General features: G+C 72.3%; 11 protein-coding genes. 7 read left to right on the top strand and 4 right to left on the bottom strand.

Translation table 11 applies throughout. The features are described from left to right. Window positions 1–305: 305 nt before the first annotated feature. Window positions 306–2,360 carry an FG-GAP-like repeat-containing protein gene (locus ACWCSV_RS04650; protein WP_451138472.1) on the bottom strand — a complete coding sequence of 685 codons (2,055 nt, stop codon included), beginning with the start codon at window positions 2,358–2,360 and terminating at the stop codon, window positions 306–308. A gap of 889 nt (window positions 2,361–3,249) precedes the next feature. On the opposite strand from ACWCSV_RS04650, the gene ACWCSV_RS04645 reads away from it, so the two are divergent. Genes ACWCSV_RS04645 through ACWCSV_RS04615 form a run of 7 tightly spaced genes read left to right on the top strand, consistent with a single transcriptional unit; the run spans window position 3,250 to window position 18,905 of the window. After that, entirely contained in the window at window positions 3,250–6,675 is a 3,426-nt protein-coding gene (locus ACWCSV_RS04645) for an amino acid adenylation domain-containing protein (RefSeq protein WP_451138470.1), read from the top strand. Continuing rightward, window positions 6,672–12,365, top strand: a complete 5,694-nt coding sequence (locus ACWCSV_RS04640) for a non-ribosomal peptide synthetase/MFS transporter (protein WP_451138468.1) — start codon at window positions 6,672–6,674, stop codon at window positions 12,363–12,365. Before ACWCSV_RS04645 ends, ACWCSV_RS04640 begins: the two co-directional genes overlap by 4 nt. Next, entirely contained in the window at window positions 12,362–13,879 is a 1,518-nt protein-coding gene (locus ACWCSV_RS04635; RefSeq protein WP_451138466.1) for a class I adenylate-forming enzyme family protein, read from the top strand. Before ACWCSV_RS04640 ends, ACWCSV_RS04635 begins: the two co-directional genes overlap by 4 nt. Beyond that, the gene (locus tag ACWCSV_RS04630; RefSeq protein WP_451138464.1) at window positions 13,876–16,998 is read left to right on the top strand and encodes a non-ribosomal peptide synthetase; all 3,123 of its coding nucleotides are present in this window, start codon (window positions 13,876–13,878) and stop codon (window positions 16,996–16,998) included. Before ACWCSV_RS04635 ends, ACWCSV_RS04630 begins: the two co-directional genes overlap by 4 nt. Beyond that, entirely contained in the window at window positions 16,995–17,201 is a 207-nt protein-coding gene (locus tag ACWCSV_RS04625; protein ID WP_451138462.1) for an MbtH family protein, read from the top strand. The genes ACWCSV_RS04630 and ACWCSV_RS04625 overlap by 4 nt, the downstream gene beginning before the upstream one ends. Further along, the gene (locus ACWCSV_RS04620; protein WP_451138460.1) at window positions 17,198–17,476 is read left to right on the top strand and encodes a phosphopantetheine-binding protein; all 279 of its coding nucleotides are present in this window, start codon (window positions 17,198–17,200) and stop codon (window positions 17,474–17,476) included. The genes ACWCSV_RS04625 and ACWCSV_RS04620 overlap by 4 nt, the downstream gene beginning before the upstream one ends. Continuing rightward, a complete protein-coding gene (locus ACWCSV_RS04615) occupies window positions 17,469–18,905 on the top strand; it encodes a condensation domain-containing protein (RefSeq protein WP_451138458.1) in 1,437 nt (478 codons plus the stop codon). Before ACWCSV_RS04620 ends, ACWCSV_RS04615 begins: the two co-directional genes overlap by 8 nt. Before the next feature lie 64 nt (window positions 18,906–18,969). On the opposite strand, the gene ACWCSV_RS04610 is transcribed toward ACWCSV_RS04615, so the two are convergent. The 3 genes from ACWCSV_RS04610 to ACWCSV_RS04600 form a co-directional block, all read right to left on the bottom strand. Continuing rightward, the gene (locus ACWCSV_RS04610; RefSeq protein WP_451138456.1) at window positions 18,970–19,467 is read right to left on the bottom strand and encodes a phospholipase; all 498 of its coding nucleotides are present in this window, start codon (window positions 19,465–19,467) and stop codon (window positions 18,970–18,972) included. A gap of 485 nt (window positions 19,468–19,952) precedes the next feature. Further along, a complete protein-coding gene (locus tag ACWCSV_RS04605) occupies window positions 19,953–22,040 on the bottom strand; it encodes a SpoIIE family protein phosphatase (RefSeq protein WP_451138454.1) in 2,088 nt (695 codons plus the stop codon). Between the two features lie 373 nt (window positions 22,041–22,413). Beyond that, window positions 22,414–23,070: a hypothetical protein gene (locus ACWCSV_RS04600; RefSeq protein ID WP_451138452.1), complete on the bottom strand. Its 657-nt coding sequence runs from the start codon at window positions 23,068–23,070 to the stop codon at window positions 22,414–22,416. Window positions 23,071–23,117 lie beyond the last annotated feature (47 nt).

The following is a 23,117-nucleotide window of genomic DNA, read 5'->3' as shown; positions in this document are numbered from 1 at the left end:
ACCTCGGTGCACGATCGCCAGGGCGACGTCGTCGCCGCCGTCACCGTCCGGGTCCCTGCCGTCCGGATGCCTCCGGACGCGGTACCGCAGGTCGTGGACGCCGTGGTCGACGCCGCGAACGGGCTGTCGGCGCGACGTGACGGGGGCAGGACGAGAGGTGCCGGCGTCCGCGGTGCCCGAGGACACCTCGGACGCCGTGGCGGCACCCTCATCGTGAACTGCCCCGCCCGTGAGGCCTGTCAGCCCTCGCGAGGGGACGGACCGGGCACGCGGAGCGGGCTTCACCCTCGGGCTCGGTCCGAGCGTCAGACGCACCTGCCGCTCAGCCAGGATTTCAGCTCCTTCGGCCAGGTGGTGGCCATCGGTACCGAGGTGGTCGGCAGGCCGTATCGGCTCAGCCTGTTCAGCCAGGTCGCATAGTTGCCGGAGGCCGCCGGGGCGGGCTCCTCCCAGCCGATCCCGTCGACCCAGCGCGGGTGGTTCCTGAGCGCGGCACCCAGGCCCGCCGCCTCGATTCGCTTCTCGAGTTCGGCCTTCAGGTCGACGTTGTCGCTCCCCGTGTAGATCATGATCTGCTGTGAGGCGATCCGTTCCCTGATGGGGGCGATGACCTCGTTCCACGCCGTCTCGCGGATGGAGGTGTCATTGTTGAGGAGTGACTGCTCTGCCTCTCCCTTGAGTTCGACGAGGGCGGCCATGTTCTGGCTCTTGGCGCTGTCGAGCCATTCCCGGAAGGTATACACGGTCTCGCCCTTGTACGGGCCTCGGTCGATGGTGCGGCCCTTGAGCCGGTCGGCTCCGGTGGCCCACCAGATCGCGTTCGCGTCGGCATTCGGCCCCGTCAGACCTCTGGTGGACTTGTTGTGCCACATCACCCCCTTGGTGCCGTCCTTGGTGAGCTGGAGGTCGGCCTCCACACCCGCCGCTCCCCAGCTCTTCTGCTGGGCAAGCCCTGTGGGGTGGTTCGGCTGGCGAATCTGGTCCCGCTCCCACCCATTCGCCTCCGTCGGATAGCCGCCGTGCCCGAAGACCGTCGGGCAGACCGGCAGTCCTTCCGAGTGGCGCTCGACAGGACGCATCCTGTCGAAGGTCCAGCCCGTCCCGGTTTCCCAGCCGTGCAGGTCACCGGTGAGGGTTCCGTCCGCCTGGGCGGTGAAGGTGATGGTCTTCACCGTGCCCAGCCGGAGGTCCGTGTAGCCGTAGACCGTGGCGAGGTCGTCGCGGCCGTCACCGTTGTAGTCGCCGGTGACGATCTTCATACGGGACCGTTCGTACCAGCCCGCCGGCCTGTTCAGGATTTCGCGGCGATTGCCGAACTCGCCTTCGGTGCCGAGGTCGAAGCCGATCAGAGCGTCGTGCCCGTCGGCGTAGTCGTACCAGGCGGCGATGGAGTCACGACCATCACCGTCGAAGTCGCCGGAGTGCACGGTCGCCCGGCTGAACGTCCAGCCGGTGGTGGACTCCCAGCCGCGGACCGGCTCGGCGAATCCGCCACCGGGCTCGCCCGCGAAGGACATCAGCGTCACGGTGCCGGAGGCGTAGCCGTACAGCACACCCAGGTCGTCGCGCCCGTCGCCGTCGTAGTCGCCGGTGGCGAACTTCATGCGCCCGACGTCCCACCCGTCGGCTGCGGTGCGCGCGAAGGACGAGAAGGGGCTGGCGAAACCGCCGTCGCTCCGGGCGAGGAACGTGAACAGCTTGTCGTCGCCGTTGCGGTAGTCGTACCAGGCGGCGATGTCGTCGCGGCCGTCACCGTCGAAGTCCCCGGCCTCGGCGGTGACGGCGTCGAAGGTCCAGTTGCCGGGGGCCACGGTCCAGGAGGTGAGGCGGGTGCCGAATTGCCCGTCGCCCCTGCCGAGCCAGGTGAACAGGGAGACCTTTCCGTCGTCGTAGCGGTAGAAGGCGGCGACGTCCCCCGTCCCGTCACCGTTGAAGTCACCGGTGACGTACTTCATGTGCTCGGCCCAGTAGTTGCCCTCTGTCGCCTCCCACCCCTTGAGGGGTGCGGACAGGCTGCCGTCGGGACCGGCTGCGAAGGTGTGCATGGCGTCGCTGCCGTCCGCGTAGTCGTACCAGGCCACCATGTCGCTCCGGCCGTCACGGTTGTAGTCGTGACGGGGGCCCCTTCCGGCAACTGCCCGTACGGCGGCCACGCGTGCCCCGCCGTCTGCCGCGTCGGCGTTCTCGGGAGACCCGCCGCCGACCTGAGGAAGTTCGGTGACTCGGTCAGCGACGCTCCCGGCCGGAGCGACCGCCACCGGCTCGCCGCGCACCTGGGCGCTCGCGCTGCCGCCACCCGCCTGCAGACCGAGCAGGGCGCACACGACAGCGGCGCGGACGATACCCGTGGGTCTCTTCATTCGGCTGTTCATCCCCCTTGTTGCAGCAAGCTGCGTGCTGCTTGCTGGTTCCGCCACTCGACGAAGCGAAGGCACCGTGTTCCGCGGACGCGCTCCCGCCCAGTCGCCTCGAGTGAGGGCACCCGGCCCCAGGGAGTACGCGTATGTGCGAGGGGGCGACATGTGCGAGGGGGCGACTCCGGTGCCGATTTGACCACCACCCCGGCACCACGTGCCAGCAGGTATCGGGTCGTTCGGATCAAGCCATGGCCGAATGGCGACTGCACCTGCATCGACGACTGCGGCACCGGACAGCTCCCGCATAGCAGTGCGGACGTTGACCTCTTCGTCCTGGAACGCCGGTTCCCGCTCCGGGCGCAGCGTGCCGCACGCCACGCGACTGCTGCCTGCGCAGGGGCGAGCCTTTCGAGCACCCGTACGGATGCGACTTCCGCGGCATCGTCGGGCCCGGACGGTGCGGCAGAGCTCCGCCTCGGTGCGGAGGGCGCGGGCCCTCGCCTGCGCGTTCGATCCCGTCACAGACTGCGGACGCGTTGATCCGGACCTCTCGCGTCCGGATGCGAGCAAAGGGTCGGAGTGCTCAATTCCGTTCATGAATAAGGAAGTTGTATTGACTCGGACGTGTGCTGTTCATAACATCGAAACATCTGAAGCCAAGTTTGGCTTGATCTCGTCGGCTTCAACGTCGCCGGATCTAGGGCCTGCCGTCAAACTGCCGTCGTTCGGCCGGAGGCCGGGCGACGGCAGTTCGACGACACGGCCCAGTGCCTTCGTACCGCCTGGATCCCGCTCATCGTTCGTTCTGCTCGATCTCAAGCATCCGCTCATCACGCCCCGCGGCGTGCGCGCCCGAGGGAGCCCGATGAGTGTTCCAGTTCTGTGTCCGGACATGACCCATGGGCAGAGGCGGCTGTGGTTTCTGCACCAACTGGATCCGGACGACCCCTCGTACAACATTCCCCTCGTGCTGCGGCTGACCGGCGATCTGGCGCAGTCGGCCCTCGGGGCCGCGTTCGACCAGGTGGTGACCCGGCACGAGTCGCTGCGCATGCGCTTTCCGGACGAGGACGGCGCCCCCGCCGTGGTGGTCGGCCCGCCCGCTCCGGTGGCCATCGAGTACCTCGACCTGAGGGCCGGGAACCACCGGCTGGACGCGTTGCTGGCCGAACGCACCAATCGAGGCTTCGACCTGGGGCAAGGGCCTCTGCTGCGGGTGTCCCTCTTCCGGACGGGCGACAGCGAACACGTCCTGTGCGTGGTCCTGCACCACATCGTCGCCGACGGCTGGTCGCTCAACATCCTCCGCGACGAACTGGCGGCGCACTACACCGCCCACCGGCAGGGTTGTGCCACCGGTCTGCCCCTGCCACCCCCCTACCGCGCGCAGGCCGCGGCGGAGGCACGGGAGGCGGACGGTCCGCAGGCGCGCGAAGCACTCGCCTACTGGCAGGAACGCCTCGCCGACGCCCCTGCCCTCGATCTCCCCCTCGAACGGCCGCGACCCGAACAGCCCTCCACGCACGGCGCTTTCCACACGCAGGTGATCACCGGCGCCGGGCCCGTGGTGGACGCGCTGGCCCGTGCCCGGCGCTGTACTCCGTTCATGGTCCTGCTCGCCGCCTACCAGGCGGTCCTCCACCGCTGCACCGGGCAGGAGGACTTCTGCATAGGCGTCCCCACCGCAGGCCGCGCCGACCCGGAGGCCGAGCAGGTCATCGGCTACTTCTCGCGCACGCTGGTGCTGCGCTCCGACCTCTCCGGCGACCCCGGGTTCGCCGATCTGCTGCGCCGGGCCCGCAGCACCGTCCTCGGGGCCTTCACCCACGAACGGATCCCCTTCGAGCGTCTGGTCGAATCCCTGCGCCTGGACCGTGATCCGGGGCGGACGCCACTGTTCCAGACCCTGTTGACCGTTCACACCCAGGACGCAGGTCTGCTGCGAGCGACACCGTTCGCCGACCTCTCCTGCACCGAGCTCGACCCGGGCATGGAGGCCTGCAAGTTCGACCTCACCCTGGACGTGCGGCGGGACGGCGAGGACGTCGTCGCCGTCTTCGGGTACCGGACGGACCTCATCGACGCCGCATGGGCGGCTCGGCTCGGACGGTGGTTCGAGACGCTGCTGCGCGCGGCGGTGGCCGACCCGGACACCCCGGTCCGCCGGCTGCCGATGCCGGACGCGTCGGAGCTCGCGGCCCTCCGGGAACGGGGCAGGGGACCGGTCCTGGCCGCAGGACCGCCGACCGTGCTCGCCGCCGTCGAGGAGGCAGTGCGCAACGGACCCGACAGGACCGCGTTGCGGGGGCGCGACGAGTCACTCGACTACGCCACCCTGTGGTCGCAGGCCGGCCGGCTGGCCCTGCGGCTGGCGGCCCACGGGATTCGGCAGGGGGACACCGTCGGCGTTCTCCTGCCGCGCGGCCCGCGCGCGGTGGTGGCGATGCTCGCCGCCTGGCGGGCCGGTGCGGCGTACGTGCCGCTCGACCCCGACTACCCGCCGGCCCGGATCGCCTTCATGATCGAGGACAGCGGAACCCAGGTCGTCCTCACATCCGGCCGGGCAGGATCGCGCGAGGTTCCGGAAGGCGTGCGGACGCTGAGCGCCGACGGGCAGGATGCCTTCGGTGATCCTGTGAGCACGGACACGGCCCGCGGTGGCGGACGGACCGGTGCTCCGGGCGGGTCCGGCAGTTCCCCCGACGCCGTTCTTCCCGTCACCCGTCCCGACGACCCTGCCTACGTCATCTACACCTCGGGTTCGACCGGCACCCCCAAGGGCGTCCTCGTGCCGCACCGCGCACTCGCCGAACGGGTCCGGTGGATGCGTGAGGGCTACGGCATCACGCACACCGACCGCGTCCTGCACTGCGCCTCGCTCAGCTTCGACACCAGCGCCGAGGAACTCTTCCCGGCGCTGGCCGCCGGCGCCACCCTGGTCGTCGCCGAAGCCGGTGCCGCCCTGCCGGACCAGCTCGGCCAGGCCTTCACCGCCGACGTGACGGTCATGGACCTGCCCACCCCGTACTGGCACCAACTGGTCGGCGACCTGGACGCGGTGGCATGGCCCGACTCGCTGCGGCTGATGATCCTGGGCGCCGACCAGGTGAGGTCCACCGCGGTCGGCGCCTGGCGGGCCCGGTTCGGGGACCGGGTCCGGCTCGTCAACTCCTACGGTCCCACCGAGACCACGATCATCGCGACGACCGCCGACCTCGCGGCGGCCGACAGCCGTACCCGACCGCCGATCGGCGCACCGATCGGCGGGGTCCATGTGACGGTCTGCGACGCGCGGGGCGGCCCTGTCCCGCCCGGCACCCCTGGGGAGCTGCTGATCGGCGGCGCGGGGGTGAGCCACGGATACACCGGCAGACCCGGCGCCACCGCACGTGTCTTCGTCCCCGATCCCGAAGGGCCGCCCGGGTCCCGCCGCTACCGGACCGGTGACCTCGTCCGGCACCGGCACGACGGCGCGCTGGAGTTCCTCGGCCGTCTGGACGGCCAGGTCAAGGTGCGCGGCTACCGGGTGGAGCCGGGCGAGGTCGAGAACGCGCTGGTGCGCCAGCCGGGGGTCGGGGAGGCGGTGGTCGTCGCCCGTGGGGACGCCCTGGTGGGATACGTGGTCCCGGCAGCTCCCGCCGGGGGCCCGCAGGCTCCCGGTGCCGGCCTCCGTCCCCGGGCGGACACCCGGCCGGCCGGTTCCGCGGGGTTCGCCGGTTCCGCGGGGCCCGCCCGTTCCGCAGGGCCATACGGGGGCACCGCTCAGGGCGCCCCCGCCGTCGTGGCGGACAGCGCCCCCGCCCCCGGCACCGCTCCCGGCAGTGAGGTCCTCGACCCTTCCGCCCTGCGGGCCGCGCTCGCCGCATCGCTCCCCGCACACCTGGTACCCAACGCCGTACTCGTCCTGGAGCGGCTGCCGCTCACGCCCAACGGGAAGCTCGACCGCGCCGCCCTGCCCGCCCCCGACCAGCGCCCCGCGCTGCGCGAGGCGTACGTGGCCCCGCGCACCGAGGCGGAGGAACTCGTCGCGGACGTCTGGCGCGAGGTTCTCGGCATCGACCGGGTCGGGGCGATGGACGACTTCTTCGACCTCGGCGGGCACTCTTTGCTCGCCACCAGGGTGATCGCCCGGATCCGGGCGACCGTCGAACTCACCGTCCCCCTGCGCACCCTGTTCACGCACCGGACGGCCGCAGCCTTCGCCGAGGCGGTGGAAGCCGCCCTGGTGGCCGAAATCGATGCCCTCTCGGACGAAGAGGCCGCGAGTCTCCTGTCCGCCGGTGACGACTCCCTGGAAGAAAGCGGTTCGCCGTCATGAGCGAAACCACCACATCCTCCGCAGGCCTCTCCGAGGCCAAGCGCGCCCTGCTGAGCCGCCGGCTGCGGACCGGCCTCACCACCGCGCCCCGGCCCGTCGTCCCCCGGCGGAACGACGGGGAGGTGCCCCCGCTCTCCTTCGCCCAGGAACGCCTCTGGTTCATGGAGCAGTTCGCACCGGGCACCGCCGCCTACAACATCCCGTTGGCCCGGCGGCTGCGTGGCCCACTGGACCATGCGGCGCTGGAGCGCGCCCTGGACAGGGTGGTGGCCAGGCACGAGACCCTGCGCTCCCGGTACCCGGCGACCGACGACGGCAGGCCCGTCCTGGAGATCGCCGAGCCCGCGCCCGCTCCGCTGCCCGTTGCCGACGCGGTCGACGAGGCGCACGCGGCACGGCTGGTGGACGAGGCGGGAGCCCGGCCCTTCGACCTCGTCGCGGGCCCCCTGCTGCGGACCCTTCTGGTGCGGTGCGCACCCGACGAGCACATTCTGCTCCTCGTGGTGCACCACAGCGTCAGCGACGGCTGGTCCAGCGAGATCCTGATATCCGAGATCCTGCGCTGCTACACGGCCCAGGTCGCGGGCGGCCCGGATCCGCTCCCCGAACTCCCGGTCACGTACGGAGACTTCGCGCTGTGGCAACGCGACCGGCTGAGCGGGGACGCGATGGCCGCAGAGGTGGCCTACTGGGCTCGGGAACTGGCCGGTGTGGAGCCCCTCGTGCTGCCCACCGCCCGGCCGCGGTCCGCCCGGCAGACGTTCGACGGGGCCGGATTCGGCTTCCAGGTGGGCCGAGAGCTGCTCGACCGGGTCACCGCTCTCGGCAAGGCCCACGGTGCCACCGTCCACATGGTGATGCTCGCCGCCTTCCAGGTGCTCCTCGCCCGGTTCAGCGGGCAGCGCGACTTCGCGGTGGGCTCACCGGTGGCCGGCCGTCCGGAGCCCGAACTCGAAGGCCTCGTCGGCATGTTCGTCAACGTGCTGCCCCTGCGGGCCCGGCTCGACGGGGATCCCGGCTTCGCCGCGCTGCTGGAGCGGACGCGGGAGACCTGCCTGGAGGCCTACGCCCACCAGGAACTGCCGTTCGCCCAGCTGGTGACCGAACTGGGTGTCGAGCGTGACGTCTCCAGGCCGCCGGTGTTCCAGGCCGTGCTCGCCGTACAGAACTATGCGACCGCACAGCAGAGGGACGCGAAGGGGGCACTGGACGCGGAGGCCTACGGCCTGCGGGCCGCCGGCACGCGGTTCGACATCGAGCTGTTCCTGATGGAGTGGCCGGACGGGCTGCGGGGAGCCTTCAACTACAACACCGACCTCTTCGACGAGGCGGACGTCGCCCGCATGGCGGGACACCTGGACCGGCTGCTGCGCGCGGTGACCGAGCACCCCGACGTGCCCCTGTCGGAACTGGACGGCCTGTCGGGCGCCGAACGCGAGCTGGAGCTGGAGGAGTTCAACGCCACCGACGTCACGCTCCCGGCCGGCGCCACCCTGGTGTCCCTGATCGGCGAGCAGATCGCGCGTACCCCCGAAGCGGTGGCGGTGACCGGCGACGAGGGCACGCTCACCTACGCGGCACTCGACGAGGCCGCCGACCGGATCGCCGGCCGGCTCGTCGCGGCCGGAGTCACCCGCGGCGACGTGGTCGCCGTCAGCGCCGAACGCTCGCACGCCCTGGTCACGGCGCTGCTCGGCGTGATGCGTACCGGCGCCTGCTACACCCCGCTGGACACCGAGTACCCGTCGGAGCGGCTGCAGTTCATGCTCGCCGACAGCGGAGCGCGCGTCCTCCTCACCCAGCGCGGTCTGCCCGTACCCGGGGCCTGCGATGCGGCGGTGCTGTACCTGGACGACGACGCGCATCGTGGGAGCGCTCCCGTCATGAGCCGGGGCGCGGGGCCGCAGCCTGACGATCCGGCGTACCTGATCTACACCTCCGGCTCCACCGGCCGCCCGAAGGGAGTGCCGAACACCCACCGCGCCCTGGTGAACCGGCTGCTCTGGATGCAGCGGAGCTACCCGATCGGCCCCGACGACCGGGTACTGCAGAAGACTCCGGCCGGGTTCGACGTGTCGGTCTGGGAGTTCTTCTGGCCCCTGATGACCGGGGCGCGTCTCGTCCTGGCCCGGCCCGGCGGGCAGAAGGACGCCGCCTACCTCCAGGAACTGATCCGCTCGGTCCCCGTCACCGTCGCCCACTTCGTCCCCTCGATGCTGCCGCTCTTCCTCGCGGAGGAGGGAGCCGGCCGGTGCACCGGGCTGCGGAGGGTCGTATGCAGTGGCGAGGCGCTGCCGCCGGACACCGCACGTGCCTTCCGGGCCCTGCTGCCGGACTGCGCGCTGGCGAACCTCTACGGCCCGACCGAGGCGGCCGTCGACGTCTCCTCGTGGGAGTGCGAGGGGGTCCTGGACACGGTGCCGATCGGGCGGCCGATCGACAACATCCGGCTGTACGTCCTGGACGGAGCGCTGCGGCCGGTACCGCCCGGCGCCCCGGGCGAGATCCACATAGGGGGGACCGGTGTAGCCCTCGGCTACCACCGCCGGCCCGGCCTGACCGCGAGCCGCTTCGTCCCCGACCCCTACGGCCCGCCCGGCTCACGGCTCTACCGGACCGGCGACCTGGGCAGGCGCCGCCCCGACGGGACGCTGGAACACCTCGGCCGGATCGACCATCAGGTCAAGCTGCGCGGACTCAGGATCGAGCCAGGTGAGATCGAGTCCGCCCTGCGCGCGCTGCCGGCCGTGACCGAGGCGGCCGTCGTCGTACGCGAGGACAGTCCGGGGGACAAGAGGCTGGCGGCCTACCTCGTCACCGAGGACGGACCGGACGACCTCGATGCACAGGCGCTGCGGACACGGCTCAAGCTCGTGCTCCCCGACTACATGGTGCCCGTCTCCTTCACCGCCCTGCCCGCCCTGCCGCTCACCCCCAACGGGAAGCTGGACCGCCGGGCGCTGCCGAAGCCCGAGCCGCACCGGGCCCCAGGAGCCTCCCTCGCACCCGAGAGCCCTGCCGAGCGGGTGCTCGCCGCGATCTGGGCCGAGGTGCTCGGACTGGACGAGGTCGGGGCGGACGAGGACTTCTTCGACCTGGGCGGGCACTCGCTGCTCGCCACCCAGGTCGTGGCCCGGGCACGGACCCTGCTGCCGGAGGCCGGGGGCCGCCCGGTCAGCGTGATGGACCTCTTCAACTGCCGGACCGTCAGAGACCTCGCGGCGCTGGCGGAACTGCCCGAGGACGCCCGGGGCCCCCGCAGACTGCTGCACCGGCTGACCCCCCAGGTCCCTGCCGGGCGCCGGCGCGCCACCGTGGTCTGTGTTCCGTACGGAGGCGGCAGCGCGGTCGTCTACCAGCCCGTCGCCGACCTGCTTCCCGACGACCACGAGCTCTGGTCCGTCGCGATACCCGGTCACGACGTCGGCGTCACCGAGGAGCACCTGCCGTTCGGAGAACTGGCCGGGAAGCTCGCCGCCGAGATCGAGGAACGTGTAGAGGGCCCCCTGATCGTGTACGGGCACTGCGGCGTCGGCACCGCACTGGCGGTGGCGACGGCACGCCTGCTGGAGGCATCGGGCCGGGAACTCGAAGCGGTCTACGCCGGAGCGCAGTTCCCCTTCGCACGACCGCGCGGCCGCGTGCTCGGCACACTGAGCCGGATCGCCTCCCTGGAGGCCCTGCTCGGAAACCGGGTCTACGTCAACTGGCTCACCGGGATGGGGGTCGACACCTCCCAGCTCGACCGCGAACAGACCGCGTTCATCGTGGGCAACATGCGCCGAGACTCGCAGGCCGCGGAGGAGTACTTCACCGGCGCGATCGCCGATGTGGAGGCAGGAGCACCACGGCTGCGCGCACCCCTGGTGTCGCTGGTGGGTGACCGCGATCCGGCTGCCGACTTCTATTCCGAGCGCTACCGGGAGTGGCTGCTGCTGGCCGAGCGCTCGGCGGTCGCGGTGATCGACCAGGGCGGCCACTTCTTCGTCAAGTACCGGGCCACGGAGGTCGCCGAGGCGGTCACCACGGTGCACCGCGCCCTGCGTGAGGGGGCCACCGCGTCGCTGCCGGAGCGGACCCCGGACGCGGCGTGGTGGTTCCACGGGGAGACGGGTCCTCCGGAGCCGGCCGCCGATCCGTCCGGCCGGACCGGCGCCCCGGCGCGGGACACGGACGGGCCGGACGGCGCGGCCCCGAAGCAGACCGCCGGCCAGGAACCGGACGGCGACCCCGGCCCGCGCCGGCCACGCGCAGGCGGCAGCCCGTCCGCCTCTCCGGGGGCGGCGGACGGGCCGGAACCGGGCATGGCCCGCTTCCTCACGGTCGTGCTCGGCCAGCTCGCCTCCATCATGGGGTCCGCGCTGACCGAATTCGCCCTGCCCATCTGGATTCTGCTGGAGACCGGTTCGATGACCCGGTTCGCGCTCTACTCCGTCGTCGCGATGCTGCCGGGCATTCTCATCGGTCCGCTGGCCGGAGCCGTGGTCGACCGCTTCGACCGCCGCAAGGTCATGCTGGCCGGTGACCTCACCGCCGGACTCAGTCAAGTCGCCATGCTCGCCCTTCTGCTGGCCGGGCGACTGGACACCTGGTACCTGTACGTACTGCTCGCCGTGCTGTCGGTGGCGCTGACCTTCCAGCGCCTCGCCTACAGTTCGGCCGTTCCTCAACTGGTCCCCAAGCAGTACCTCGGACACGCCAACGGAGCCGTGCAACTCGCCTTCGGCGCGGCGCAGTTCGTCGTACCGCTGGTGGCGGTCGCACTCATGGCGGGCATCGGGCTGCGCGGCGTGCTCGTCCTCGACATCCTCAGCTACGTCGTCGCCGTGGGCGTGCTGCTGTGCGTCAGATTCCCCCGGACGCTGCCGTGGAGCCGCCGGGAACCGGTTGTCGAGGAGATCAAACACGGGTTCACGTACACCTGGCAGAACCGTGGATTCCGCTCGATGCTGCTGTGGTTCGCCGTTCTCAACCTCTTCCTCTCGCCCCTCTTCCTGCTGGTGACACCGCTGGTGCTGTCCTTCGGCACCCTGGACGACGCGGCCGGGGTGGCGATGGCGAGCGGCGCCGGAGCCATCGTGGGCGGACTGCTCATGGGGGTGTGGGGCGGACCCCGCAGACACCGGGTGCGCGGCATGCTGGCACTGGCCGCCGTGTTCGCCCTGGCGAGCGCGGTGACCGGACTGCGCGCCGACCTCTGGGTGATCGGCGCCGGAGCCTTCGGGATGGCCTGCGCCATCTCGATGGTCAACGGGGTGTACTCGACGATCGTGCAGGTGAAGGTGCCGCAACGGTTCCACGGCAGGGTCTTCGCGCTGAACACGCTGGTGGCCTGGTCCACCCTGCCGATAGGCCACGGCCTCATCGCCCCCCTCGGCGTCAAGCTGTTCGACCCGCTGCTGGCCGAGGACGGGGTGCTGGCGGGCAGCGTGGGCCGGGTGCTCGGGACCGGCCCGGGACGCGGAATCGGCCTGATGTACCTGCTGTTCTGCCTCGTCATGCTGGTCCTGGTGGCCTTCGCCCTGCGCTGGCCGGTGCTCGCCCGCTTCGACCGGGACGTGCCGGACGCCGAGCCGGACGACCTCATCGGGCTCAGGGAGCGTGCCCAGGCCCTGGCGGCGGCGAAGAAGAAGCGCGAAGCGTCCCCGGAGGCCGACACCGCTCCGGTGCCGGCCGGGGCGCAGCGGTGACCGCGCCCCGGCGCGCGGCCGCCGCGCCGCCTCCCGGGTCCCTGCTGGAGGTGCTGGCCCACCGCGCCGCACTCCACCCCGGCCGCACCGCGCTGCGCAACGGCGGGAGCAGCCTCGACTTCGGCAGCTGGCAGCGCCGCTCCGCCGCCCTCGCCGCAGGCCTCCTCGCGCGCGGGCTGGGCCCGGGGGAGCCGGTGGGGCTGTGGTACGGCAGTACCCGCTGGACGGAGTACGCCGTCGCCTACTGCGCGGTCCTGCGGGCCGGCGGGGTCGCCGTACCGCTCAGCGACCGCATGGCACCGGCCGCCGCCGCGCACGTCCTGAGCGACTGCCGGGCGGTCGCCGTCCTGCACGCACCGGACGGACCGCCGCCACGGCTGCCCGAAGGGGTGTGGGCGGCGCCGGGCGACCTGATCGAGGCCGAGGCCGGCGAGGAGACGCCGGACCTCGCGCTGCCCGCTCCCGGCGCGCCCGCGCAGTACCTCTACACCTCCGGCACCACCGGCCTGCCCAAGGGCGTCCGCGCGACCCACGCCAACCTGGCCCACGGGTGCACCCTCGACGAGCGGCGCAGGCCGCTGCGGCACTCCCGTACCTTCCTCCACAGCTTTCCCATAGGTACGAACGCCGGCCAGACGATGCTCGTCAACTGCCTGAACGCGGCGGCCGCCGGTGTCGCGGCCCCGCAGTTCACCCCCTTGCGGTTCGCCCGGCTGATCGAGGAGCACACGGTCGGCAGCGTGTTCCTGGTGCCGGCGACCGCCATCGAGCTGCTGGCCTCCCCGGCCCTGTCGCGCTGCGACCTGAGCTCGGTCCTGCTGGTCGGCTCCACCGCCGCGGCGCTGCCGCAGCCCGTCGCACTGCGCCTGTCGCAGGTTTTCGACGGTGCGCAGATCGTCAACTACTACACCTCCACCGAGGCCGCGCCCGCACAGATCACCCTTCTCTTCGATCCCGGCCGTCCGGACTCGCCCGGTCTGCCGGCCGCGCTCGACCAGCTGCGTATCACCGACTCTGACGGCCGCCCCGTTCCCGCCGGCGAGGCCGGTGAGATCTGGCTGCGCTCTCCCGCGTCGCCCCGCTCCTACCTCGGACCGGAGGGAAGCGGCACGGACGTCTTCCAGGGACGGTGGGTGCGGATGGGCGACCTCGGGATGCTGGACGGCGACGGCTACCTCCACCTGCTGGACCGGGAACGCGACGTGGTGAAGTCCGGGGCGTACAAGGTCTCCACGATCCAGGTGGAGAACGCGCTGCACGCCCATCCCGGGATCGCCGACGCCGCGGCCTTCGGGATCCCGCACCCGGTGCTCGGCAGTGTGGTGGCGGCCGTGGTCGTACCCCGGCACGGCGAGCCCGACGTCCCCGGGCTGCGGTCCTTCCTGCTGGACCGGCTGGCGGCGCACGAGCTCCCGGCCCGGTTCCTCTTCCGCGACACCCTGCCCCGCAACGAGGGCGGCAAGGTCCTCAAACGTGAACTGCACCGGCTTCTGGACGACGAGGCGATCTCATGACCCTGCCCACACCCTCCGCGGCCACGGCCCCGCTCGGCCGGGCCGCGCCCGCGCCCGAACCCGTCCTGTTCGATCCGGCCCCGCTGGACCCGGCCCAGCACGGTGTCTGGGTCACCGAACAGGCGATGCGGACCGGTTCGGCCTATCACCTCAGCGTCGCGCTCCACTTCCGGGGGCCGCTCGACCTCGCCGCCCTGCACACCGCGTGGACCTGGTTCGTACACGACAACCCGGTGCTCGCCGCCCGCGTCGACCCCGCCGGACCGTGTCTGGTCCCCGGGCCGGTTCCCTCCGTGCGACACCTCACCTGCACTCCCGCGGACCTGGAGAAGCTCCAGGAGGAGGAGACCGCCGCCGCATTCGCCCCGGACGGTGCCCTGGTCCGCCCGACCCTCTTCACCACCGGACCCGGCCGCCACACCTTGCTGCTGGTCGCCCACCACATCGTCTTCGACGGCGAGTCCAAGGACGTGTACGTGTCCGGGCTGGCGCGTCACTACCGGGCCGCGATCCAGGACCCCGCCCCCGCCACCGCGCCCCCGGACCGGCACACACCCCCTTCGTCCGCGCCCGCCCCCACCGGGCAGGCCGTCGACGCCGCGGCCCGGTTCTGGGCCGGCCGCTGGCAGGAGAGCTCCGCTCCGGCCCTTCCGGGACAGACCGCACACTCCCTGGCGGACCCGGTCGCACCCGCTCCCGGGAACGCCGCCGACTTCCGGCTCTGCGGCCGGCGGCACGCCCGCCTGACCGCCACCGCGCACGCGCTCGGCCTCACCCGGTTCGAACTGCTGACCGCTGCCTGGCACGCGCTCCTGCTGCGCTACGGCAACACCGAGCCCGCCACCGCCGTCGAGCTCTCGACCCGCGCCCCGGCCGCACCCGGACGGGCCGGGCTCCACGTCAACGAGCTGCCGCTCTTCACGCACCCCCGATCGCACGCCCCGTTCCAGGAGTTCGCCCACGAGGTCCGGGAGGAACTGCGCGCCCTGTACGCCCACCGACCGGTACCGCTGAGCCGTGCCGTCCGTGGGCTGACCCCGCGCACGGCACTGTGCCCGCTCTCCCTCAGCTACCGGCGCCGCACCACCTCGGCGCAGGCCGGCTTCGGTGACGCGCTGGACGTCCGTACCGAATGGATCGGCTTCGCCCGTACCGCCCGCAACCTCGCCCACCTCCAGCTCGTCGACTCACCGGACGCGCTCGAAGGCAGCCTGCAGTACCGCACGGCCGCCTTCGCCCCCGAAGCCCCCGCACGTATCCTCACCCACTTCCTCACCCTGCTGGACGGCGTGCTGGACGCGCCCGACACCCCCATCGCCGCCCTGCCGTTGCTCCCCCCGCAGGAGCTCGCGCTCCTGCTCACCGACACCACGTCCGTGCCCGGCAACGCCGACACCAGCCTGCCCGCCCTGTTCGCGGCCCAGGCCGCGGCCACCCCGGACGCCGTCGCCGTCGTCGACGGTGACGACGAGATCAGCTACGCCCGGCTCGACGCGGCGGTACGCCGCTTCGCGCGCCGACTGCGCGAACGGGGCGCCGGCCCCGGCAGCCTGATCGGCATCGCGCTGCCCCGGTCCGCCGCCCAGCTCGTCGCCGTGCTCGGGGTGCTCACCGCCGGCGCGGCCTATCTGCCGCTCGACCCCGACCACCCCGAGGAGCGGCTGGCGTTCATCCGCGCCGACTCCGGTCTCACCCTCCAGGTCTCCGAGGATCCCGGGCCCGGCGTCCTCGCCCCGGAACCCCTCGGCGAGACCGGTACCCCGCCGCCCGCCCCGGCCCCGCCGGCCCTCGAAGACCCCGCGTACGTGCTGTACACCTCGGGCTCCACCGGCACGCCCAAGGGAGTCGAGGTGCCGCACGGGGCGCTGGCGAACCTGCTGGCCGCGATGGGCGAAACAGTCGGAGCGCGGCCCGGGGACCGCTGGCTGGGCCTCACCTCACTCTCCTTCGACATCTCCACCGTCGAGCTCTTCGTCCCCCTCGTCACGGGCGGTCGCGTCGTCCTCGTACCGGAGGGGCGGCACCGCGACGGCGACGCGCTGACCGGCCTCGTCGAACGTCACGCGCTCACCCATGTGCAGGCCACGCCGAGCGGCTGGCGGCTGATGCTCGCCGCCGGACTGCACGCCCCCGGCCTCGTCGCGCTCACCGGCGGGGAAGCGCTGACCGCGCCCCTCGCGGCCACGCTGCGCCGCGCCGTGGGGCGGCTGGTCAACGTCTACGGTCCGACGGAGACCACGGTCTGGTCCACCTCCGCCGGCATCGAGGCGGACGGCCCCGTCACCATCGGCGGCCCGCTGGCCAACACCCGTACGTACGTTCTGGACGAGCGCCTGCGCCCGCTGCCGTACGCGACGACCGGCGAGCTGTACATCGGAGGCAGCGGGGTCGCGCACGGGTACCGCGGGCGGGCCGGACTCACGGCGAGCCGGTTCGTGCCCGACCCCTTCGGCCCGCCCGGCTCCCGTCTCTACCGCACCGGGGACCTGGTCCGGCTCCGGACCGACGGGAGGCTGGAGTTCGCGGGCCGGTCCGACACCCAGGTCAAGATCCGCGGACACCGGATCGAACTCGGCGAGGTCGAGAACGCGCTCTGCGGACATCCGGAGGTGGCCCAGGCCTCGGCCGTGCTCCGCGACGGTGCGGACGGCGAACAGGACCGGCTCGTGGCCTACGTCGTGCCCGCACCGGCCGGCCCGGTGCCGTCCCCCGACGCCCTGCGCGCCCACCTGGCCCGGAGTCTGCCGGCCGCCGCGCTGCCCGCCGTGTACGTGATGCTCGACGCCCTTCCGCTCACTCCCAACGGGAAACTCGACCGGGCCCGTCTGCCCGAGCCGCCGCGGAGCCGCGACACGACGGACGAGGAGGTAACCGGTGGCGGGGAGCAGGGAGTGGTCGCCGCCTTGCTGGCGATCTGGCGGCACGTGCTCGACCTGGACGACCTCGGACCCGACGAGGACCTGTTCGACCTGGGCGGCCACTCACTGACGATCACCTCCATCGCGGGCCGCATCCGCAAGGAGTTCGGCGTGTCGGTCCCCTTCGACGTCTTCTTCGACAGCCCCACCGTCCACGGTGTCGCAGCCTGCGTCACCGACCTCATGGAGGAGAACAGATGAACGCGAGCATCCGCTACCAGGTGGTGGTCAACGAGGAGGAGCAGCACGCCCTGTGGCCGGCCGATTCGCAACCGCCGCAGGGCTGGCAGCCCGACGGATTCAGCGGCACGGAGGACGAGTGCGTCGTCCACGTCGACGAGGTCTGGCCCGACATCAGGCCGCTGAGCCTGCGCCGCCGGCTGGCGGAGCAGGAACAGCTGTGAGCGCCGCCGCCCCCGCCACCGGGACGCGTGCCCGGCTCGCCGCGCTGATCCGCGAGGCCATGGACGGGCAGATCGGCACCGCCGAACTCCTCGCGTCCCGGGCGACACTGACCGAGGTGGGAGTCACCTCGCTGGGCCTGCTGAGGCTGGCCGACGCCCTGGAGGAGGAGTTCGGTGTCGAGGTCGACCTCGCCGACCCGTCGTTCTACCGGGAAACCGTGGACACGCTGGCCGCCCGGGTCGACGCCGCGGACGCCGGACAGCCCCGTGAGTGAGCCGGAGGTGCCCGCGGCGGACCTCGCGGAGGAGGTGATCGAGGTCCCCTTCACCGGGGACCGCTCGGGTACGGCGCCGCTGACCTGGGGGCAGCAGGCGATCTGGAACGCGATCCTGCGGACCGCCCCGAACGACATCTACTTCAACATCGGCCGGCTCCTCCCCCTGGGGGAGCGCGGCCGGACGACCGGGCTGGAGCAGCTGACCGCCGCGGTGGCGGCGTTGATGGAACGCCACGAGGCGCTGCGGACCAGGCTGCGGGGGACGGATCGGACCCCGGACCAGTCGCTGTCGGACTCGGGCCGGCTGCCGCTGACCGTGGTCGACGAACCACGGCCGGAGCACGCGGCCGCGGCCGCGCAGCATCTGCTCGACCGGCTGAGTGCCACCCGGTTCGACTACGAACGGGAGTGGCCGCTGCGGGTCGGCGCGGTGCGCAGCGAGGGCAGGGTGACGCACGCGGTGCTGGTGCTGTGCCATCTCGCCTGCGACGGACACGCCGCCGAACAGGTGGTACGCGACCTGCGGCTGTTGGTGGTACGCGGCTCCGCCGGCCGGAAGCCGCGCGCCACCCCGAGGGATCTCGCCGTGGAACAGCACGGACCGGTGGGGGTGCGCCGCAGCGAACGGGCGCTGGCCCACTGGGAGTCCTTCTACCGCGGCATCCCTCCGACGATGTTTCCCCAGCAGGCCGCGGCACCCCGGACCCCCCGGTTCTGGAGCGGCCGGCTGGTGTCGGAAGCCCTCGCCATGGCCACCGACGCGCTGGCCGCCGCACACCACGTCAGCGGGTCGACGGTACTGATGACCGGCCTGGCGGCCCTCGTCGCGGCCGACGGCGGCCACGGCACGGCTGCGATGATGCCCATCGTCGCCAACCGCACCGCCGCCGACCACCGGGATCTGGTGGCGATGCTGTCGCAGGACGCCCCGTTCCTCCTCGACACCACCGGAGCCGAACGGTTCACGGACCTGCTGCCGGTGGCGTGGCGTGCGGCGATGGCCGGGTACCGGGCCGCCGCGTACGACCCCGTCGCGTGGGAGGCGCTCCGTGAGCGGATCGGCAGGGAACGCGGCACGCCCGTGCATCCGTACTGCTGCTACAACGACCAGCGGTTCTTCGCGCGCCCGCCGGCGGGTGGCCCCCCGCCGGGAGCCGACGAGCTGAGGAAGGCGCGGACGCGTACGCGGTTCTCCTTCCCCGCCACCCAGGAACGGCTGGGCTGCCGCTACTGCGTCCATGTGACCGAGGAACAGGGCACGCTCGCCGTCATGTTGACCGCCGACACCGCGTACCTGCCGCCGGCGGCGATCCGGGCGCACCTGGAGGCGCTGGAGGAACTGATCACTGCCGCCGCGTGCGGGTCCTCCCCGCTGCTGGCCGATCTGCCCGGGCTGCTGGGGCGCGGGGACGGCGCCCGCGCCTGAACCCCACTCCGGACCGGGGAGGCTCGGGCCACGACATGGCCCGAGCCTCCGGAGGGAGGACCGGTCAGGCGGACTGGGGCAGTCCGGCGGTGCTCGTCCTGGCCGGTGCGGTTCCGAAGATGTCCACCGCGTGGTAATACGTCCAGGCCGTGGCGTTGCACGAGGTCAGTTTCGCGCCGGAGTAGGCGGCGCAGACGCGCTTGAGGTCGGCGTAGAGGGCGGAGTCGAGGCGCGCCTTGTTGGCGGAGAACGTACCGGCGGCCTTGTAGTTGCGGTAGCCGAAGTCATGGCGGGCACAGGCGGTCTGGAACGGGAAGCCGAACGGGTTGTCGGGCGAGGTGCTGCAGTAGTCGGTCGACCAGTCGAAACCGTAGGCGGCCCACGCGCCCTGGTTGTTGCGGGCGGCGTTCCAGCTGTTGTAGCTGGAGGCGCTCGTCTGGGTCCATGAGCTGAGTACCTGGGGCTTGTCCGCAGGCGCCGCCGAGGCGGATACGGAGGGCAGCAGGGCGAGCGGGAGCGAGAGGGTGACGGAGCCGAGCAGCATGGCGACCTGGCGACGCATGGCAATCTCCTCTGGGTGAGGGGGAGTCCGGGCGAGCGTGCACCTCGTGGGGTTCATGAGGTCGACCCGAGAATGCCGTCATGAACCTGTCATGACTAGTCATCGCGCCGACTGGACGCCGGGAATCGAGTCCTCGCGTGCCCGGATGGCAGACGCAGTGGCCGAGTAGGTCAAGATCCTTGAAAGGCCAAGGTTCATCACAGGCGGGCCTCGGCATGCTGAGGACAACCAGGTCATGCTGGTGACCCGCGTGGCACTCTCCGCGCCTTTCGCGTTGTCCGTGTGCACCGCGCAGCACGCCTAGGGGATCGACGGTGCGGACGGTACCGCCGAGCGTGCTTGACGCGGTACTGGTCATCCGCCGTCACCACGGCGACGTGGCCGCACTCCGGAGCTGCCCGGCAGGATGCGGACGCCGACCACCACCTCGACCCGCGTGCGCCCGGACACGGGCCCGTGGGACGCGGGTTCGGACACCGTGTCGCTCAGACCTCGTCGGACAGCGGCACCTCGGCCCAGATGGTCTTGCCCCGTGCCTCCGGCCGGGTGCCCCAGCGGGTGCTGATCTGCGACGTGATGGAGAGGCCGCGGCCGCCCTCGTCGCCCGCTTCGGCATGCCGGAGGTGCGGGGCTGTGCTGCTGTCGTCGGTCACCTCGCACACCAAGGTCGTCCCGTCGAGGACGAGGCGGAGGCCGATGTCGCCGTGGGAGTACCGGACGGCGTTGGTGACGAGCTCACTGACGACCAACGCCGCGGTGAACGCGTGGGCTTCGAGCCCCCAGGCGGCCAGTCTGCTCTCCACCGACGCTCTCGCCCCCGCCACCGCGGCGGGATCGTTGGGCAGCGTCCACGTCCCGACCCGGTCGGGTCCCAGGACCCGGGTGCGCGCCAGCAGGAGGACGGCGTCGTTGTCCGCCCGCTCGGGAGCCAGCGTGTAGAGCAGGGTGTCGCAGATCTCCTGCAGGGGCCGGGAGGGAGGCAGCAGCGCGTCGTGCAGGTAGGCCAGCCGCTCCTCGCGGGTGCCCGAAGCCGCGCGGAGCAGCGCCGCGTTGGCCAGTGTCACGACGCAGCCCTCGGGCAGCTCCACCTCATTCGCGCGGTAGTCCGGCATCCCGCGGCCCAAGGGCGGTCCGGAGGGCACATCGGCGTACTCCACCGTGCCGTCCGGGTGGGCGAGTACGGGCGCCGGATGTCCTGCGCTCGCCATCGTGCAGCGCCGCGACACGGGGTCGTACACCATGTACAGGCACGTCCTCTCCCGAGCGCCTTCGCCCCCGTCGTCGCTCCGCCGCTGCTCACCCTCCAGGCGGGTCACCAGGGCGTGCAAACGTTCCAGTACCTCGTCCGGCGGGAGATCGAGCACCGCCAGTACGCCGATCGCGGACCTGATCTCGCCCATCGTGGCGGCGGCCTGGATGCCCCGGCCCGCCGTGTCGCCGGCGACGAGCGCCACCCGGGCCCCGGACAGGGGGACGACGTCGAACCAGTCGCCCCCGGCCCCGAACGGCCGGTAACTGAACGCGGTTTCCACGGCGGGGTGGTCGGACACCCGGGCGGGCCGCAGGGTGAGCTGGAGGATCCGCGCGGCCGACCGCTCGCGGTTGTACAGGCGGGCGTTGTCCAGGCACAGGGCCGCCCGGTCGGCGAGCTCGGCGGCCACGGCGAGGTCCTCCTCGTCGAAGGCGGGGGCTCGGCCCAGCCGGTAGCAGTGGGCCAGACCGAGGACGACGCCACGGGCGGTCAGCGGGAGCACCATCAGCGAGTGGGCGCCGAGCCCGACCAGGTGGTGGCCCCGCCGCGGCTCCCGTTCCAGCCAGGCGGTCCGCGGGTCGAGGCGGTTGACGAGCCGCGTCCGCAGGTCGGTCATGCTCTGCACGAACGGGGTCGCGAAGGAGAGTCCGATCACCTCGCCGATCTCGGAGATCCCCTCCGTTTCGAGTTCCGGTACGGTACGCCGTCCGGCGCAGCGCAGCGGTCCGCTCTCCGGGACCGGACCGGGGGGCGCGGCCTCACCGCGCAGCACCGCGTCCAGGACCTCGACGACCACCACGTCGGCGAGGGCCGGTGAAAGCTCGTCCGCGAGTTCCTGCGCCGTGCGGAAGATGTCCAGCGTGGTGCCGATGCGTCCGCCCGCCCGTCTGAGCAGCTCCAGCCGCTTACGGGCCCGTTGGCGGTCGGTGACGTCCACGATCGCTACCGCGACCCCGAGGATGCCGCCGTCCGGACCGGTGAGCCGGAAGCACGAGACCGACAGGGCCGTCTCGGCCGCCCCGGAAGTCAGGTGGCCGGTCACCCCGACGTCGAGGGCCGGCACGCCGCTGTCCAGTACCTGGCGCAGCATGGCCTCCACGTCGTCGCCGTAGAAGTCACCCGCCCAGTCGGAGAGGCGTCGGCCCCGCGCACTGCTCAGGGGGACGGCGTCCGCGTGCCGGGCGGCGCTGTTGAACCGCAGGAGCCGCAGTTCCGGATCGAGCACGAGGAGACCGCTGGGAGACTCGGTGAAGAGCGCCCAGAGGACGGCCCGGTCCAGTTCCGGCCCCGGGCCCTCCCGCGTACCGGGCGACACATCCATGACGACCTCCTGCCGACTTCGACGGAGCCGCGCGCGGGCCCCGCCGGAGGACCCCGTCCACCTGGGGTCCTGGGCGCCCCGGGTGCGGGCGGGCCGCGCATCGGAGGTGGGCCGTGCGCGGCCACCGGAACGGACCGTACGCAGGAGGTATCGGCCCGGTTCGCACCGGCATGCGCTTCCCGTCGGCTGTCACGCGGACGGCCCAGACGGCCGGTACGGTTCTCGATCCGTGGCCGGACCACCCCTTCCCGCCGGGTGTGCCCGCCGACCACTGGCTGTGGCGCCAGCCCCGGAAGCGAGCACCGGCCGGGTCGGCCGCGGGCCCACGGCGAGCTTCACGGCGGAGCCGCAGCCCCGATCCCGAGTCATCCGTTCATGACCATCGCTCGAACTCGGCGTCGAGGCGTGTGTCGGTGCGCACCCAGACCTCACCGTCGGCGGCCTCGGCCGGGGCGTCGACCCGTTCGAGGCCGAGGAACTCGATCAGCCCGAGCAGTTCGGCTCGTTCGGCCCGGTCGTCGCCGGCATCGTGCGAGTCGAAGAAGACGTAGTACTGGTCGCCCGGGTCCACGATGCCCGAATCGGCCCAGATCCTCGCGATTTCCACGATTGCGGCGGCTTCGGTGGTGATCGCGGCGGCGCGGGTGGCACCCCGGGTCTCCGGTGACGCGTCGACGTCCGCGAGGTTTGCGAACCACTGGCCGAAGTGGTCGAGGCCGGCGTAACCGTTCTCGAAGAACAGCATCGCGCTCGGCATGTAGCGATTGGCCCTGTCGACCCTGAGGTATTCGGACCGGGTTCGCTGGTCCGCTGCTTCGAACCGGGCGATCACGCCTTGGCCGGGCATGAGCACCAATCTCTGGCCCGCCCGTACGTCTTCGACGGTGCAGGTGCCGGAATCCCGCCCACGGAAGAACGCGGAGAACGCTACGTACGCTTCCTGAGGGTCGCTCACGGAGACGTGCTGGTCGTTGCCGTCACCGACGGCGAAGACGAACTGTTTCGGTCCGGGGCGGTACGGGCGGGTCATGTGTGTCCTTCGTTCAAATGTGATACCCCCTCAGCGTAGTCGCGTCG

This window comes from Streptomyces sp. NPDC001770 (assembly GCF_053596135.1).
The sequence above is the reverse complement of the archived record's forward strand: the minus strand, read 5'-3'. Positions and strand labels throughout refer to the sequence as shown.

Bases quoted from the DNA above. Each gene is read 5' to 3' on its own strand.
- ACWCSV_RS04645 (WP_451138470.1), top strand. From the start codon at position 3,250: ATGACCCATGGGCAGAGGCGGCTGTGGTTTCTGCACCAACTGGATCCG.
- ACWCSV_RS04605 (WP_451138454.1), bottom strand. From the start codon at position 22,040: ATGGATGTGTCGCCCGGTACGCGGGAGGGCCCGGGGCCGGAACTGGAC.
- ACWCSV_RS04650 (WP_451138472.1), bottom strand. From the start codon at position 2,360: ATGAAGAGACCCACGGGTATCGTCCGCGCCGCTGTCGTGTGCGCCCTG.
- ACWCSV_RS04610 (WP_451138456.1), bottom strand. From the start codon at position 19,467: ATGCGTCGCCAGGTCGCCATGCTGCTCGGCTCCGTCACCCTCTCGCTC.
- ACWCSV_RS04600 (WP_451138452.1), bottom strand. From the start codon at position 23,070: ATGACCCGCCCGTACCGCCCCGGACCGAAACAGTTCGTCTTCGCCGTC.
- ACWCSV_RS04630 (WP_451138464.1), top strand. From the start codon at position 13,876: ATGACCCTGCCCACACCCTCCGCGGCCACGGCCCCGCTCGGCCGGGCC.
- ACWCSV_RS04625 (WP_451138462.1), top strand. From the start codon at position 16,995: ATGAACGCGAGCATCCGCTACCAGGTGGTGGTCAACGAGGAGGAGCAG.
- ACWCSV_RS04640 (WP_451138468.1), top strand. From the start codon at position 6,672: ATGAGCGAAACCACCACATCCTCCGCAGGCCTCTCCGAGGCCAAGCGC.